This is a genomic window from Streptomyces sp. NPDC053665 (genome assembly GCF_055585285.1).
The window spans coordinates 429387-442824 of the sequence record NZ_JBVJKK010000008.1 but is presented as its reverse complement, the minus strand read 5'-3'; the positions used below and the strand labels follow the sequence as shown (position 1 = coordinate 442824).

Below are 13438 nucleotides of genomic sequence, written 5' to 3'. Positions count from 1 at the left end.
CGCCCGGTTACATTCCGAACCCGGAAGCTAAGCCTTACAGCGCCGATGGTACTGCAGGGGGGACCCTGTGGGAGAGTAGGACGCCGCCGAACAATCTTTGGAAGGACCCTTGGTCCCAGCGTTCAGCTGGGACCAAGGGTCCTTTTTTGTTTTTGCAGTGCGCGCTGGGCACCCGGCTGCGCGAGAATGACTTTGCGGTACGAAGACAGGAGTCACCATGTCCACCAACTCTCCCGACGACCGACCGGAGCGCGACCAGCGGCGACGGGAGGGCGACCGGGGCGACCGCGGCGGCTACCGCGGTGCCCCCCGGGGTGACCGCAACGACCGCGGAGACCGCGGTGGCTTCCGTCGGGACAACGACCGTGGTGGGTACGGGCGTCGCGACGACCGGGGCGACCGCGGCGGGTTCCGCCGGGACGACAGCCGGCGTGACGACAACCGCGGTGGCGACCAGCGGGGCGGCGGTTACGGCCGACGCGACGACCGCGATCGCGATCGCGGACCCCGCCGGGACGACCGGGGTGACCGTCCCGCGTTCCGACGTGATGACCGTCGTGACGATCGCGGTGGTGACCGCCCCGCGTTCCGTCGTGACGACCGCGGCGGCGACCGGCCTGCGTTCCGTCGTGACGACCGTCGTGACGATCGCGGTGGTGACCGTCCCGCCTTCCGTCGTGACGACCGTGGGGAGCGCGGCGGGTTCCGTCGGGACGACAGCCGGCGTGACGACAATCGGCGTGACGACAACCGGGGCGGTGGGTACGGGCGGCGTGATGACCGCCGGGGTGACGATCGCGGACCTCGCGGTGGTTTCCGGCGCGACGACCGGCGCGACGACCGCCGCGACGACCGCCGCGACGACCGCCGCGACGACCGCCGCGACGACCGCCGCGACGACAGGCGCGACGCCGACCGTGGCGGGTACCCCCGCCGCGACGACCGTGGTGCTGACCGGCGTGACGACCGTGGTGCTGACCGCCGTGACGACCGTGGTTTCCGCGGCGGTGACAACCGGGACCGTGGCTTCCGCGGTGATGATCGTGACCGCGGGTTCCGGCGCGACGACCGCGGTGGGTTCCGTGGCCGCGACGAGCGCCGTGGGGACGACCGTGGCGACCGTGGCGGCGACCGGCCTGCGTTCCGGCGCGATGACGCCGGCCGGGGCGCGCGTCCCGCGTTCCGCCGCGACGACGGCCCCCGCACCGACCGCGGCGGTGACTTCCGGCGCGACGACAACCGCGGTGACCGCGGCGAGCGCGGAGGCTTCCGCGGGCGGGACGACCGTGGCGGTCGTGGGCCCCGTCGCGACGACCGCGGTGGGCGTCCCGGCGGGTTCCGTGGGCGGGACGACCGCCGTGACGACCGTCGCGACGACCGGCGCGGTGGTGGCCGGTTCCGCGAGGAGCGCGACCGGGACCGGGAGCCCATCAAGCGGCTGCCGATCCCCGAGGACGTCACCGGTGAGGAGATCGACAAGGACGTACGGCAGGAGCTTCAGAGCCTGCCCAAGACGCTCGCCGACGACGTCGCCCGGAACCTGGTGATGGTGGCGCGGCTGCTGGACGAGGACCCCGAGGGCGCCTACGGGTACTCCCGGGTCGCGCTGCGGCTGGCGTCGCGCGTCGCCGCCGTGCGGGAGGCCGCCGGGTTCGCGGCGTACGCCAGTCAGAAGTACGGCGAGGCGCTGGCCGAGTTCCGGGCCGCCAAGCGGATGACCGGGAACATCGACCTGTGGCCCGTCATGGCCGACTGCGAGCGCGGGCTCGGGCGGCCGGAGAAGGCGCTCGACATGGCCGGCGCTCCCGAGGTGCACAAGCTCGACAAGGCCGGGCAGGTCGAGATGCGGCTCGTCGCGGCGGGGGCCCGGCGGGACATGGGTCAGCTGGACGCGGCCATCGTGACGCTGCAGAGCCCCGAGCTGGCCGCCAACTCGGTGCAGCCGTGGACCGCGCGTCTGCGCTACGCCTACGCCGACGCGCTGCTCGCCGCCGGCCGTGAGGGCGAGGCGCGGGACTGGTTCGCCAAGGCCGTCGAGGCCGACCGGGACGGCAGCACGGACGCCTCCGACCGGCTCGCCGAGCTGGACGGCGTGGAGTTCGTCGACGTCATGGCCGAGGACACGGACGCAGACACGGACACGGACGCGGACGTCGAGCGCGAGGGCTCGGACGATGTCGACGCCGTCGACGAGGCCCGGGTAGAGAGCGGCTCCTCGGACGGCTCCTCGGACGGCTCCTCGGACGACGGGTCCGAGAAGAAGGACTGACGGAGAGCAGCGCACACGCCAAGGGGGCGGGTCCCGGCCGGGACCCGCCCCCTTCGTATGTCCGGTGTCAGAGGTCCAGCGCGCGCAGGACCAGCCCCGTGGCCGGTTTCGGGCCGAACGACGTGGACTTGCGGGGCATCGTCACGCCCTGCCGGGCCAGGTCGCGGACGACCTCCTCGCGGACCGGGTGCAGCAGCACCGCCGTACCGCCGTCGCGTTCCGCCTTCTCGACCGTGGCGGCCGTGTCGTGGATGTAGGCGATGCGGTCCGGGGAGTCCTCCGGGATGTGCCAGACGTGCTTGAGGAGCGTGGCGTGCAGGACCGTCGCGTCCAGGGTGCGCCAGGCGGCGGGGCGGTCGGCCGGGATCGTGCGGTCCAGGAGCGCCGGGTCCGGACGGTCGACGAGGTGGAAGGCGCCGTCGCCGGCGAGCAGGAACGCGTTGCCCGCGCAGGCCGCGTCGGCCAGGGTCTCCAGGGCCTCGGACAGCGGTGCCTCGAGGCGGCGGACGCGGAAGTGGTCCTCCAGGGCGGCCACGGCGGTGCCGACCGGGAGGCCGGGCAGGAGGCGGTGGATGGCGCGTACCCGCAGGGGGTAGCGGGCGGTGTCGACGAGGAGGACCAGGCCGTGGTCCCACGGGCCGGGCGAGGGGTGCTCCGCGCGCAGACGGCGGTAGGTCGCCCAGCGGTGGTGGCCGTCGGCGATGAGCGCCTGCTGGCGGGCCAGGTCCGAGCGGACCGTGTCCAGGTCGGCGGGGTCGGTCAGCGACCACAGGCGGTGGCGGAAGCCGTCCTCGGTGGTGGTCTCCAGCAGCGGCGGCCGGTCCGCGGTGCGCTCGATCAGGTCCGCGGTGGCGGTCGTGGCGCCGTTGCCGCGGTAGGTGAGCAGCAGCGGTTCGAGGTTGGCGGAGGTGGCCCGCATCAGGTCCGCGCGGTCGGCGACGACGTGCGGCATCACGTCCTCGTGCGGCAGCACGACCTGCTCGTCCGGGTCGGACACGCGCAGGGCCCCGATGAGCCCGCGTTGCAGCATGCCCTCGCCGTCGCGCTGTTCGTAGACGTACAGGCACGGATCGGGGTCGGTGGTCAGGACGCCCTCGGCCACCCAGCGGCGCAGGGTCTCGGCGGCCTGCTCGTTGCGGGCACCGGCGGTGGCGGCCTGAGGGAGGATCAGGCGGACGATGTTGTAGGGGTCGGAGGACTCGAGGTGGTGCAGGCCGTCGGGGCGCACCACGACGTCGTACGGCGGGGAGGTGACGGCGGCAAGGCTGCCGACCCGGTCGGGGTCGTAGCGAAGGCCTCGGAACGGGTTGAGTTCCAGGCCTCGGTGCGCCGTTGCCTCCGAGTGACCTGCTGTGTTCATCCCGGCATCGTACGGGTGTCGGTGCCATGGGGGATGATCGGGGGAAAAGCCGCCGAACGAGGAGCGATACGGGATGAGCCGGAGCGTCAGGACGAGGCCCGAGGGCAGTGGGCAGGCCCTGAGCGAGGCGTACGACACGGCGTTGCTCGACCTGGACGGCGTCGTGTACGCGGGCGGGAGCGCGATCGCGCACGCCGTCGAATCGCTGGCCACGGCCCGGGAGGGCGGGATGCGCCTGGCGTACGTGACGAACAACGCGCTGCGCACGCCGGACGCGGTGGCCGGGCACCTGACGGAGCTGGGGATACCGACGGGCGCGGAGGACGTCATCACCTCGGCGCAGGCGGTCGCGCGGCTGATCAGCGAGCAGGTGCCGCGCGGCGCCCGGGTGCTGGTGATCGGCGGTGAGGGACTGCGGGTCGCGCTGCGCGAGCGGGGGCTGGAGCCCGTGGAGTCCGCGGACGACAAGCCGGTGGCGGTCGTGCAGGGGTACGGCGGTCCCGATCTGCCGTGGGGCCGGTTCGCCGAGGCTTCCTACGCGGTGGCCCGGGGCGTGCCGTGGTTCGCGTCGAACACCGACCTGACGATCCCGAGCGGCCGGGGCATCGCGCCGGGCAACGGCGCGGCGGTGGAGGTGGTGCGGATCGCCACGGGCGCCGAGCCGCAGGTCGCGGGCAAGCCGCTGCCGCCGATGCACCGGGAGACGATCCTGCGCACCGGGGCGAAGCGGCCGCTGGTGGTGGGCGACCGGCTGGACACGGACATCGAGGGCGCGTTCAACGGGGAGGTTGATTCGCTGCTGGTCCTCACGGGGGTCACGGACGGGGCGCAGTTGCTGGCCGCGCCCCCGCAGCACCGGCCGACGTACGTGGACGCCGATCTGCGCGGCATGCTGGGCGGTCAGCCGGAGGTCGCGGAAGCGGGCAACGGCGGGTTCCGGTGCGGTGGCTGGACGGCGGCCGCCCGGGCCGGCCGGCTGGAGCTGGAGGGGGACGGCGAGGCGCTGGACGGGCTGCGCGCTCTGTGCGCCGCCGCGTGGACGGCCGCGGGCGAGGAGGGGTGCGAGCTGGACGGGGAGAAGGCGCTGACGCGGCTGGGGCTGTGAGGAGGCCGTACGCGGTGGGGCTCCGGGCGGCGCCGGAGGACGTGCACGGTCCCGGCCGCCGGGTCGCGGAAGCGGGGGCGGGCACCGGATCTTGCCCGGGAGCGAGGTTAGGTTAACCTAACTGCGTGTTGGTCGAGAGTCCCCCCGAACAGCGCGCGGAGACCGCCCCCGCGCCCCCGAAGCGACGGGCGGTGCGAGCCGTCGGGCTGGTGCTGTCCGCGGCGATCCTGGTGCTCGTCGCGCTGGCGAGTATCGCGATCGGCGCGAAGGAGCTCTCCCTCGCGCAGGTCTGGCACGGCCTGTTCGACGACACGGGGTCCTACGGGGACGTCGTCGTCGCCGAGCGGCTGTCGCGGACCGTGCTCGGGCTGCTCGCCGGCGCGGCCCTCGGCCTGGCCGGGGCGGTCCTGCAGGCGCTCACGCGCAATCCGCTGGCGGATCCCGGGCTGCTGGGGATCAACGCGGGCGCGTCCGCGGCGGTCGTCACGGCCGTCACGTACCTCGGGGTCACCTCGCTCACCGGCTATGTCTGGTTCGCCTTCTTCGGCGCGGCGGCGGTCGGGGCGCTGGTGTGGTTCCTCGGGGGCAGCCGGGGCGCGACACCGGTGCGGCTCGCCCTCGCCGGTACGGCGATCAGCGCCGCGCTGTACGGCTACCTCCAGGCCGTGATGATCATGGACGAGGCGGCGCTCGGCAAGATGCGGTTCTGGACGGTCGGCTCGCTGTCGTCGGCGACCGACGCGACCATCGAGCAGGTCCTGCCGTTCCTGCTGGCCGGGTTCGTCCTGGCGCTCGCCCTGGCCCGGCCGCTCAACGCCCTGTCCATGGGAGACGACACCGCCCGGGCCCTGGGCGCGAACCTGAACCGCACACGGGCGCTGTCCATGCTGGCCGCGACCGTGCTGTGCGGGGCCGCGACCGCCGCCTGCGGGCCGATCGTGTTCGTCGGCCTGATGGTGCCGCACGTGGTCCGTTCGTTCACCGGGCCGGACCTGCGCTGGATCCTGCCCTACGCGGCGGTCCTGTCGCCCGTGCTGCTGCTCGGCGCCGATGTCGTCGGCCGGATGGTGGCCCGGCCCGCGGAGCTCCAGGTGGGCATCGTCACCGCCGTCCTCGGCGGCCCGGTGTTCATCTTTCTCGTACGACGGCGGAGGACGGCTCAGCTGTGAAGACCACCAACCGTGCCGTGCGGACCCCGGGCGGGCTGTCGATACGCCTGGACGTGCGGGCCCTGACCGTCGTGCTCTCGCTGGTGGTGGCGGCGCTCGTGGCGGGCGTCGTGCTCATCGGCACCGGCGACTTCCCCATCCCGCCCGCCGACGTGCTGCGCACCCTGGCCGGCCGGGGCGACCCGGGCCAGGAGTTCATCGTCAACGAACTGCGGCTGCCACGCGTCCTGGTCGGGCTGCTCGTCGGCGCCTCGCTGGGACTGGGCGGCGCGTTGTTCCAGTCCATCTCCCGCAACCCGCTGGGCAGTCCGGACGTGCTCGGCCTCGGCCAGGGGGCGACGGCCGGGGCGCTCACGGTGATCGTGCTGTTCTCCGGCAGCGCCGGCCAGGTCGCGCTGGGGGCGCTCGTGGGCGGTCTGGTGACCGGCTCCGCGATCTACGTGCTGGCCTGGAAGCGCGGTGTGCACGGCTACCGGCTGGTCCTGGTCGGCATCGGCGTCTCCGCGATCGCCACGGCGGTCAACGGCTATCTGCTCACCAAGTCCGACATCGTCGACGCGGCGCGTGCGGTGGTGTGGATGACCGGCTCCCTCGACGGCCGCGACTGGAACCAGGTCTGGCCGCTGCTGGCACTGACGGCGGTGCTGTTGCCGCTCGTCCTGGTCAACTCCCGCGGGCTGCGCATGATGGAGATGGGCGACGACGTGTCCTGTGCCCTCGGGGTGCGGGTGGAGCGCGTGCGGCTGCTGCTGATGGTGGCGGCCGTGCTGCTGACGGCCTCCGCGACGGCCGCGGCGGGACCGGTCGCCTTCGTGGCGCTCACCGCCCCGCAACTGGCCCGGCGCCTGACCCGCTCGCCCGGGCCGAACCTGGTGCCCTCCCTGTGCATGGGCGCCGCCCTGCTGGTCGTCGCCGACTGGGTCGCGCAGCGGGCGCTCGGCGCCGAGCAGCTGCCCGTCGGCGTGGTCACCGGTGTGCTCGGCGGTGTCTACCTGCTGTGGCTGCTGGTCACCGAGCGCAAGGCGGGCCGGATATGAGCGCCGGCCGGAACGCCGGGAGCGGCACCGGCAGCGGACCGAACAACCGAAGGAGCCCCGTGAACCGCCTGTCCGCCGAGAGCGTCACCCTGGCCTACGACCAGCGGGTGATCGCCGAGCAGTTGTCGGTGGAGATACCCGACCACTCCTTCACCGTGATCGTCGGCCCCAACGCGTGCGGCAAGTCCACGCTGCTGCGGGCGCTGTCGCGGATGCTCAAGCCGAACCGGGGCCGGGTCCTGCTCGACGGGCAGGTCATCCAGTCGATGCCGGCGAAGAAGGTCGCGCGCACCCTGGGCCTGCTGCCCCAGTCGTCCATCGCGCCCGACGGCATCACCGTCGCGGACCTCGTCGGACGCGGCCGGTACCCGCACCAGGGCATCCTGCGCCAGTGGTCGGCCGAGGACGAGCGGGTCGTGCAGGAGTCCATGCGGCAGACGGGCGTGGCCGAGCTCGGCGACCGCTACGTCGACGAGCTGTCGGGCGGCCAGCGCCAGCGCGTGTGGATCGCCATGGCGCTCGCCCAGCAGACCCCGCTGCTGCTGCTCGACGAGCCGACGACGTTCCTGGACATCCAGCACCAGATCGACGTCCTGGACCTGTGCGCGCAGCTGCACGAGGAGCAGGGCCGCACGCTCGTCGCCGTGCTGCACGACCTCAACCACGCCGCCCGCTACGCGACCCACCTCATCGCCCTGCGCGAGGGCCGGGTCGTCGCCGAGGGGGCGCCGGGGGACATCGTGACGGCGGAGCTGGTCGAGGAGGTCTTCGGGCTGCGCTGCCAGGTCATCGACGACCCGGAGACCGGCACGCCGCTGGTGGTGCCCGCGGCCCGCCGGGCACGCGCCGGTGCGAGCGCAGGGCAGGCCGCCGGGACCGCGAAGGACAGGACCGCCGCTAGAGAAGCTTCCTGAGCTGGAGCAGGTCCCGCACGCCCGCGTGCAGCCTGACCCGGCCCGAGCCCCAGGCCTTGGCGAAGTTCAGCTCGCCCCCGACCAGCGCCACCAGGTCGTCGCCGGTCATGGCGAGTCTGATCTCGGCCTTGCCTGGCGGCGGACCGGTCACGGTGTCGTGCACCTCGATCCGCCCGCCGCGCATCCGGCCCGTGAAGGTGACGTCCAGGTCGGTGATGTGGCAGCTCACCGACCGGTCCAGGGCCGCGGCCGCGCGGACGTCCCCTTCGGCGTGCTGCATGCTGTCCGAGAGCTTGTCGAGTGCGCTGCGGCACTCCTCGATCGTGGCCATCGCGATCGACGGTACCGCAGCGGTTCGCGGTAGCGTCGGGGCATGGACGACGCAGTTCCCGGGACGCCCCCGGCCGCGGCGGAGGAGCCCGCCGCCGACCCGGCCGCCCCCGCCCCCCTGGACGTGCCCCGCACCCCCACCGGCGACCCCGGAGTGGACGCGACCCTGGAGCGGCTCGGCGACGCCGACCACCTCGCCACGGACGGACACGTCGAGGTGTACGAGGATGTACACCGGGGACTGCGCGACGCGCTCACCGCGCTCGACGCACGCCCGGGACCCCCGGCACCCCTCTCGTCCCCGTCGCCGCCTGGACCTAGGAGCTGAACCGAACGTGGCAGGAGTCGCACGCCGCCGTCTCGACGCGGAGCTGGTCCGCCGGAAGCTCGCCCGCTCGCGCGAGCACGCCGGCCAGCTGATCGCCGCCGGGCGCGTCTCCGTCGGCAAGACCGTCGCGACCAAGCCCGCCACCCAGGTGGAGACGGCGGCCGCCATCGTGGTGGCCCAGGACGACGGCGACCCCGACTACGTCTCCCGCGGCGGCCACAAGCTCGCCGGCGCGCTCGAGGCGTTCCTGCCGCAGGGTCTCGCCGTCGAGGGGCGCAGGGCGCTCGACGCCGGCGCGTCCACCGGCGGTTTCACCGACGTCCTGCTGCGGGCGGGCGCCGCCCACGTCGTCGCCGTGGACGTCGGATACGGCCAACTCGCGTGGTCCTTGCGCAACGATGAACGCGTCACCGTCAAGGACCGTACGAACGTACGCGAGTTGACGCTTGAGGCGATCGATGGGGAGCCTGTGGATCTTGTCGTGGGGGATCTGTCCTTCATCCCGCTCGGGCTGGTGCTGCCCGCCCTGGTGCGGTGCGTGAAGCCGGACGCCGATCTGGTGATGATGGTCAAGCCGCAGTTCGAGGTGGGCAAGGAGCGCCTCGGCAGCGGGGGAGTCGTCCGCAGCCCCCAGTTGCGGGCCGAGGCGGTCCGCGGTGTGGCGGAGAAGGCGTGGGGGCTGGGCCTCGGGGTGCGGGGCGTGACGGCCAGTCCGCTGCCCGGGCCGTCGGGGAATGTCGAATACTTCTTGTGGCTGCGGGCCGGGGCAGCGGAACTCGACCCGGCCGACGTCGACCGAGCAGTGGCGGAGGGGCCGCGTTGACCGAGAACCGAGCTCGTACTGTGTTCCTGCTCGCCCACACGGGCCGGCCCGCGGCCGTGCGCAGCGCCGAACTCGTCGTGAAGGGGCTGCTCCGCTCCGGTCTGGGCGTGCGCGTCCTGGAGGACGAGGCGCGGGACCTGCCGCTGCCGGACGAGGTGGTGCTGGTCAAGGAGGCGACGCCGCAGTGCCTCGACGGGTGCGAGCTGCTCATCGTGCTCGGCGGCGACGGCACGCTGCTGCGCGGCGCCGAGTTCGCCCGGGCGTCCGGGGTGCCGATGCTCGGCGTCAACCTCGGCCGGGTCGGGTTCCTCGCGGAGGCCGAGCGGGACGACCTCGACAAGGTCGTCGACCGGGTGGTGAGCAGGGCGTACGAGGTCGAGGAGCGGATGACCGTCGACGTCGTCGTGCACCAGAACGGCGACATCGTGCACACGGACTGGGCGCTGAACGAGGCGGCCGTGCAGAAGGTGTCCGCCGAGCGGATGCTGGAGGTCGTCCTGGAGATCGACGGGCGGCCGGTGACGGGGTTCGGCTGCGACGGCATCGTGTGCGCCACGCCCACCGGGTCGACGGCGTACGCGTTCTCGGCGGGCGGGCCGGTGGTGTGGCCGGAGGTCGAGGCGCTGCTGATGGTGCCGATCTCCGCGCACGCGCTGTTCGCCAAGCCGTTGGTGACCTCGCCCGACTCCGTGCTGGCCGTGGAGGTGCTGCCGCACATCCCGCCGGGTGTGCTGTGGTGCGACGGGCGGCGGACCGTGGAGCTGCCCGCGGGCGCGCGGGTGGAGGTGCGGCGGGGCGCCGTGCCGGTGCGGCTGGCCCGGCTGCACCACGCGTCCTTCACGGACCGGCTGGTGGCCAAGTTCGCGCTGCCCGTCTCCGGGTGGCGGGGGGCGCCTCACTAGCGGTGCGCAGTGTCCGCGCCCCTGGGCCCGGTCCACTCGAGTGGGTGACAAGGGTGGGCCGGTCGCAATCCCCGGCCCGGACCTCGTAAGGTCGTGTCCGTGTTGGAGGAGATGCGGATACGGTCGCTCGGCGTGATCGACGACGCCGTGGTCGAGCTGTCGCCGGGGTTCACCGCGGTCACGGGTGAGACGGGCGCGGGCAAGACCATGGTCGTCACCAGCCTGGGGCTGCTCCTGGGCGGGCGGGCCGACCCGGCGCTCGTGCGCATCGGGGCCGGGAAGGCGGTCGTGGAGGGGCGGATCACCGTTCCCCCGGGCGCCGCGGCCGCCGTGCGTGCCGAGGAAGCAGGGGCCGAGCTCGACGACGGGGCGCTGCTGATCAGCCGGACCGTTTCCGCCGAGGGGCGCTCGCGGGCGCACCTGGGCGGGCGCAGCGTGCCCGTGGGCGTGCTGGCCGAGCTGGCCGACGAGCTGGTGGCCGTGCACGGGCAGACCGACCAGCAAGGGCTGCTGAAGCTGTCCCGGCAGCGGCAGGCGCTCGACCGGTACGCGGGTGACGCCGTCGCCGTCCCGCTGGCCAAGTACGGCGAGGCGTACAAGCGGCTGCGGGCCGTCTCCGCCGAACTCGAGGAGATCACCACCCGCGCGCGGGAACGGGCCCAGGAGGCCGACCTGCTGCGCTTCGGGCTCGACGAGATCGCCGCCGTCGAGCCCCGGCCCGGGGAGGACGTGGAGCTGGCCGAGGAGGCCGAGCGGCTCGGGCACGCCGAGGCGCTGGCCTCCGCCGCCGCGGCCGCGCACGCCGCCCTCGCGGGCAACCCGGAGGACCCCGAGGGCGTGGACGCCGGCACGCTCGTGGCGGGCGCCCAGCGGGCCCTGGACGCCGTACGGTCGCACGACCCGGCGCTGGCGGCCCTGGCCGACCGGATCGGGGAGATCGGCATCCTGCTGCGCGACGCGGCCGGCGATCTCGCGGGGTACGCCGACGACCTGGACGCCGACCCGCTGCGGCTGTCGGCCGTCGAGGAGCGGCGGGCCGCGCTGACCGGGCTGACGCGCAAGTACGGCGAGGACATCGCCTCCGTGCTGGCCTGGGCGGAGGGCAGCGCCACCCGCCTGACCGAACTCGACGGGGACGACGAGCGGATCGGGGAGCTGACCGCCGAACGGGACGCGCTGCGCGCGGAGCTGGGCGGGCTGGCGCAGGCGCTGACGGACGCCCGGACGGAGGCGGCCGAACGGTTCGCCGCCGCCGTGACCGCGGAGCTGGCCTCGCTCGCCATGCCGCACGCGCGCGTGTCGTTCGAGATCCGGCAGACCGAGGACCCCGAGGGCGTCGAGGTCGGCGGGCGTCCGGTGGCCTACGGCCCGGCCGGTGCCGACGAGGTCGAGCTGCTGCTGGCCCCGCACCCCGGCGCGCCGCCCCGGCCGATCGCCAAGGGCGCCTCCGGTGGTGAGCTGTCCCGCGTGATGCTGGCCGTGGAGGTCGTCTTCGCGGGGACGGATCCGGTACCCACGTACCTCTTCGACGAGGTCGACGCGGGTGTCGGCGGCAAGGCGGCCGTCGAGATCGGGCGGCGGCTCGCGCGGCTGGCGAGGACCGCACAGGTCGTCGTCGTGACGCACCTGCCGCAGGTGGCGGCCTTCGCCGACCGCCAGTTGCTGGTGGAGAAGACCGACGACGGGTCCGTGACCCGCTCCGGTGTGAAGGTCCTGGAGGGCGAGGACCGGGTCCGGGAGCTGTCCCGGATGCTGGCCGGGCAGGAGAACTCGGAGACGGCCCGGGCGCACGCCGAGGAGCTGCTGGCGACCGCCAGGGCCGACGGGTAGTCCCCGGCGTCCCGGGCGGTCGCGCGGCCGGTTCCCGGGCCGGTCACCCAAGTTCACTCGTGTGGGTGACCTCGGCCCTGGCGGTTCCCCCGTAAGGGCGCCCCGGGCCCGTGGCGCCGGGGCGCCGGGCGTTCCCGGAACCCCTGTGCGTCCTGGCATGCTTGGCGGAGTACGCGCCGAGACCGCGTCGTGACGCCCGACCCGAACCAGGAGCCCCCGGCCACGTGACCCCCGCGAGCAGCCACCCATCGCACGGTCGGTCGCCGCTGCGCACCGTGCAGGTGCTCGGCGGGGGCAACGCCGTGAGCAGTGCGCACGTGCGCTCGCTGACCGCGGGGCTCGTCGCCCGGGGAGTACGGGTCACGGTCTGCGCCCCGCACGAGGCCGACCGCTCCTACGACTTCAGCGGCGCCGGGGCGGCCCACGTCCCTGTGCCGCGCAGCAGCGACCCGGTGGCGGTGGCCGCCCTGCGGGCCGCCTGCGCGGAGGCCGACCTGGTGCACGCGCACGGCCTGCACGCCTCCTTCCGCGCCGTGCTCGCCCTCAGTGGCCGGCGTGTGCGGACACCGCTGGTCGTGACGTGGCACGACCGGGCGCACGCCGAGGGTGCGCGCGCCCAGTTGCTGCGGGTGCTGGAGCGGCGCGTCTCGAAGGCCGCCACCGTGGTGCTGGGCACCTCGTCGGCGCTCGTGGACCGGGCCCGGCGCACCGGCGCGCGCGACGCCCGGCTCGCGGCCGTCGCACTGCCCGGCCCCCGCGGGCCCCTCGACCCCGACGACCCCGACCGGTTGCGCCCCAAGGTGCGGGCCGAACTGGGCTCCATCGGGCGGCCGTTGCTGATGGCCGTCGGCTCCCTGGAACGCCACCGCGGCTACGACGTGCTGCTGGACGCCGCCCGCGCGTGGCGCCGGCTGGACCCGGTGCCCCTGGTCGCTGTCGCCGGGGAGGGGCCGCTGCGCGCGGAGCTCCAGGCCCGGATCGAGCGGGAGGACCTGCCGGTCCGGCTCCTCGGGCGGCGTGCGGACATCGCCGACCTGCTCGCCGCGGCCGACCTCGCCGTCCTGCCCAGCCGGTGGGAGGCGCGCTCCGTCCTCGCCCAGGAGGCGCTGCACGCGCGCGTGCCGCTCGTCGCCACGGCCGTCGGCGGCATCCCCGAACTCGTCGGCGACGCCGCCGAACTCGTCCCCGGCGGCGACGCCGGAGCCCTCGCCGACTCCGTCGTACGGCTGCTCGGCGACCCCGCCCGCCGGGAGCTGCTGCGCGTCAAGGGGGCCCGGCAGGCGGCGACCTGGCCGAGCGAGGACGAGACGGTCGCCCAAGTGCTCAGCGTCTACGACGAACTGACCCGGCCCCAGCCCTTCGTCTGAGCCG

General features: G+C 74.5%; 13 protein-coding genes and 1 rRNA gene. 12 read left to right on the top strand and 2 right to left on the bottom strand.

The window, feature by feature from the left end; genetic code table 11:
- From rrf to ACZ6ZN_RS30060, 3 genes are all read left to right on the top strand, one after another.
- A 5S ribosomal RNA gene (rrf, locus tag ACZ6ZN_RS30070) occupies nt 1-92 on the top strand; the annotation flags it as partial.
- 222 nt (nt 93-314) lie between these two features.
- The gene (locus ACZ6ZN_RS30065) at nt 315-1547 is read left to right on the top strand and encodes a hypothetical protein (RefSeq protein WP_469651080.1); all 1233 of its coding nucleotides are present in this window, start codon (nt 315-317) and stop codon (nt 1545-1547) included.
- Complete coding sequence (locus ACZ6ZN_RS30060) at nt 1439-2269, top strand: tetratricopeptide repeat protein (RefSeq protein WP_469651077.1); 831 nt, start codon at nt 1439-1441, stop codon at nt 2267-2269. The genes ACZ6ZN_RS30065 and ACZ6ZN_RS30060 overlap by 109 nt, the downstream gene beginning before the upstream one ends.
- 67 nt (nt 2270-2336) lie before the next feature.
- On the opposite strand, the gene ACZ6ZN_RS30055 is transcribed toward ACZ6ZN_RS30060, so the two are convergent.
- Nucleotides 2337-3629 (bottom strand): DUF1015 domain-containing protein, encoded by a 1293-nt coding sequence (locus ACZ6ZN_RS30055; protein ID WP_469651050.1) that lies wholly within the window; start codon nt 3627-3629, stop codon nt 2337-2339.
- A 73-nt stretch (nt 3630-3702) separates the two neighbouring features.
- Here ACZ6ZN_RS30055 and ACZ6ZN_RS30050 point away from each other — a divergent pair, with 73 nt between their 5' ends.
- From ACZ6ZN_RS30050 to ACZ6ZN_RS30035, 4 genes are all read left to right on the top strand, one after another.
- Complete coding sequence (locus ACZ6ZN_RS30050; protein ID WP_469651047.1) at nt 3703-4734, top strand: HAD hydrolase-like protein; 1032 nt, start codon at nt 3703-3705, stop codon at nt 4732-4734.
- A gap of 125 nt (nt 4735-4859) precedes the next feature.
- Nucleotides 4860-5903, top strand: coding sequence for a FecCD family ABC transporter permease (locus ACZ6ZN_RS30045; protein WP_398110445.1), 1044 nt, complete (start codon nt 4860-4862; stop codon nt 5901-5903).
- Nucleotides 5900-6940 (top strand): FecCD family ABC transporter permease, encoded by a 1041-nt coding sequence (locus ACZ6ZN_RS30040; protein ID WP_469651044.1) that lies wholly within the window; start codon nt 5900-5902, stop codon nt 6938-6940. The genes ACZ6ZN_RS30045 and ACZ6ZN_RS30040 overlap by 4 nt, the downstream gene beginning before the upstream one ends.
- Entirely contained in the window at nt 6937-7854 is a 918-nt protein-coding gene (locus tag ACZ6ZN_RS30035; RefSeq protein WP_469651041.1) for an ABC transporter ATP-binding protein, read from the top strand. The genes ACZ6ZN_RS30040 and ACZ6ZN_RS30035 overlap by 4 nt, the downstream gene beginning before the upstream one ends.
- Here ACZ6ZN_RS30035 and ACZ6ZN_RS30030 read toward each other — a convergent pair.
- Nucleotides 7838-8185 (bottom strand): SCP2 sterol-binding domain-containing protein, encoded by a 348-nt coding sequence (locus tag ACZ6ZN_RS30030; RefSeq protein WP_398110448.1) that lies wholly within the window; start codon nt 8183-8185, stop codon nt 7838-7840. The genes ACZ6ZN_RS30035 and ACZ6ZN_RS30030 overlap by 17 nt on opposite strands.
- A gap of 42 nt (nt 8186-8227) precedes the next feature.
- Here ACZ6ZN_RS30030 and ACZ6ZN_RS30025 point away from each other — a divergent pair, with 42 nt between their 5' ends.
- From ACZ6ZN_RS30025 to ACZ6ZN_RS30005, 5 genes are all read left to right on the top strand, one after another.
- Entirely contained in the window at nt 8228-8512 is a 285-nt protein-coding gene (locus ACZ6ZN_RS30025) for a hypothetical protein (RefSeq protein WP_469651038.1), read from the top strand.
- Between the two features lie 7 nt (nt 8513-8519).
- The gene (locus ACZ6ZN_RS30020; protein ID WP_469651036.1) at nt 8520-9335 is read left to right on the top strand and encodes a TlyA family RNA methyltransferase; all 816 of its coding nucleotides are present in this window, start codon (nt 8520-8522) and stop codon (nt 9333-9335) included.
- The gene (locus tag ACZ6ZN_RS30015) at nt 9332-10237 is read left to right on the top strand and encodes an NAD kinase (protein WP_398110451.1); all 906 of its coding nucleotides are present in this window, start codon (nt 9332-9334) and stop codon (nt 10235-10237) included. The genes ACZ6ZN_RS30020 and ACZ6ZN_RS30015 overlap by 4 nt, the downstream gene beginning before the upstream one ends.
- A 111-nt stretch (nt 10238-10348) precedes the next feature.
- Nucleotides 10349-12067: a DNA repair protein RecN gene (recN, locus tag ACZ6ZN_RS30010; protein ID WP_469651074.1), complete on the top strand. Its 1719-nt coding sequence runs from the start codon at nt 10349-10351 to the stop codon at nt 12065-12067.
- Between the two features lie 224 nt (nt 12068-12291).
- Entirely contained in the window at nt 12292-13434 is a 1143-nt protein-coding gene (locus ACZ6ZN_RS30005) for a glycosyltransferase family 4 protein (RefSeq protein WP_469651033.1), read from the top strand.
- The last annotated feature ends 4 nt before the right edge of the window (nt 13435-13438 follow it).

Excerpts from the sequence above, each read along its gene's own strand:
- recN (WP_469651074.1), top strand. The coding sequence starts at position 10,349 with ATGCGGATACGGTCGCTCGGCGTGATCGACGACGCCGTGGTCGAGCTG.
- ACZ6ZN_RS30030 (WP_398110448.1), bottom strand. The coding sequence starts at position 8,185 with ATGGCCACGATCGAGGAGTGCCGCAGCGCACTCGACAAGCTCTCGGAC.
- ACZ6ZN_RS30055 (WP_469651050.1), bottom strand. The coding sequence starts at position 3,629 with ATGAACACAGCAGGTCACTCGGAGGCAACGGCGCACCGAGGCCTGGAA.
- ACZ6ZN_RS30050 (WP_469651047.1), top strand. The coding sequence starts at position 3,703 with ATGAGCCGGAGCGTCAGGACGAGGCCCGAGGGCAGTGGGCAGGCCCTG.
- ACZ6ZN_RS30025 (WP_469651038.1), top strand. The coding sequence starts at position 8,228 with ATGGACGACGCAGTTCCCGGGACGCCCCCGGCCGCGGCGGAGGAGCCC.
- ACZ6ZN_RS30035 (WP_469651041.1), top strand. The coding sequence starts at position 6,937 with ATGAGCGCCGGCCGGAACGCCGGGAGCGGCACCGGCAGCGGACCGAAC.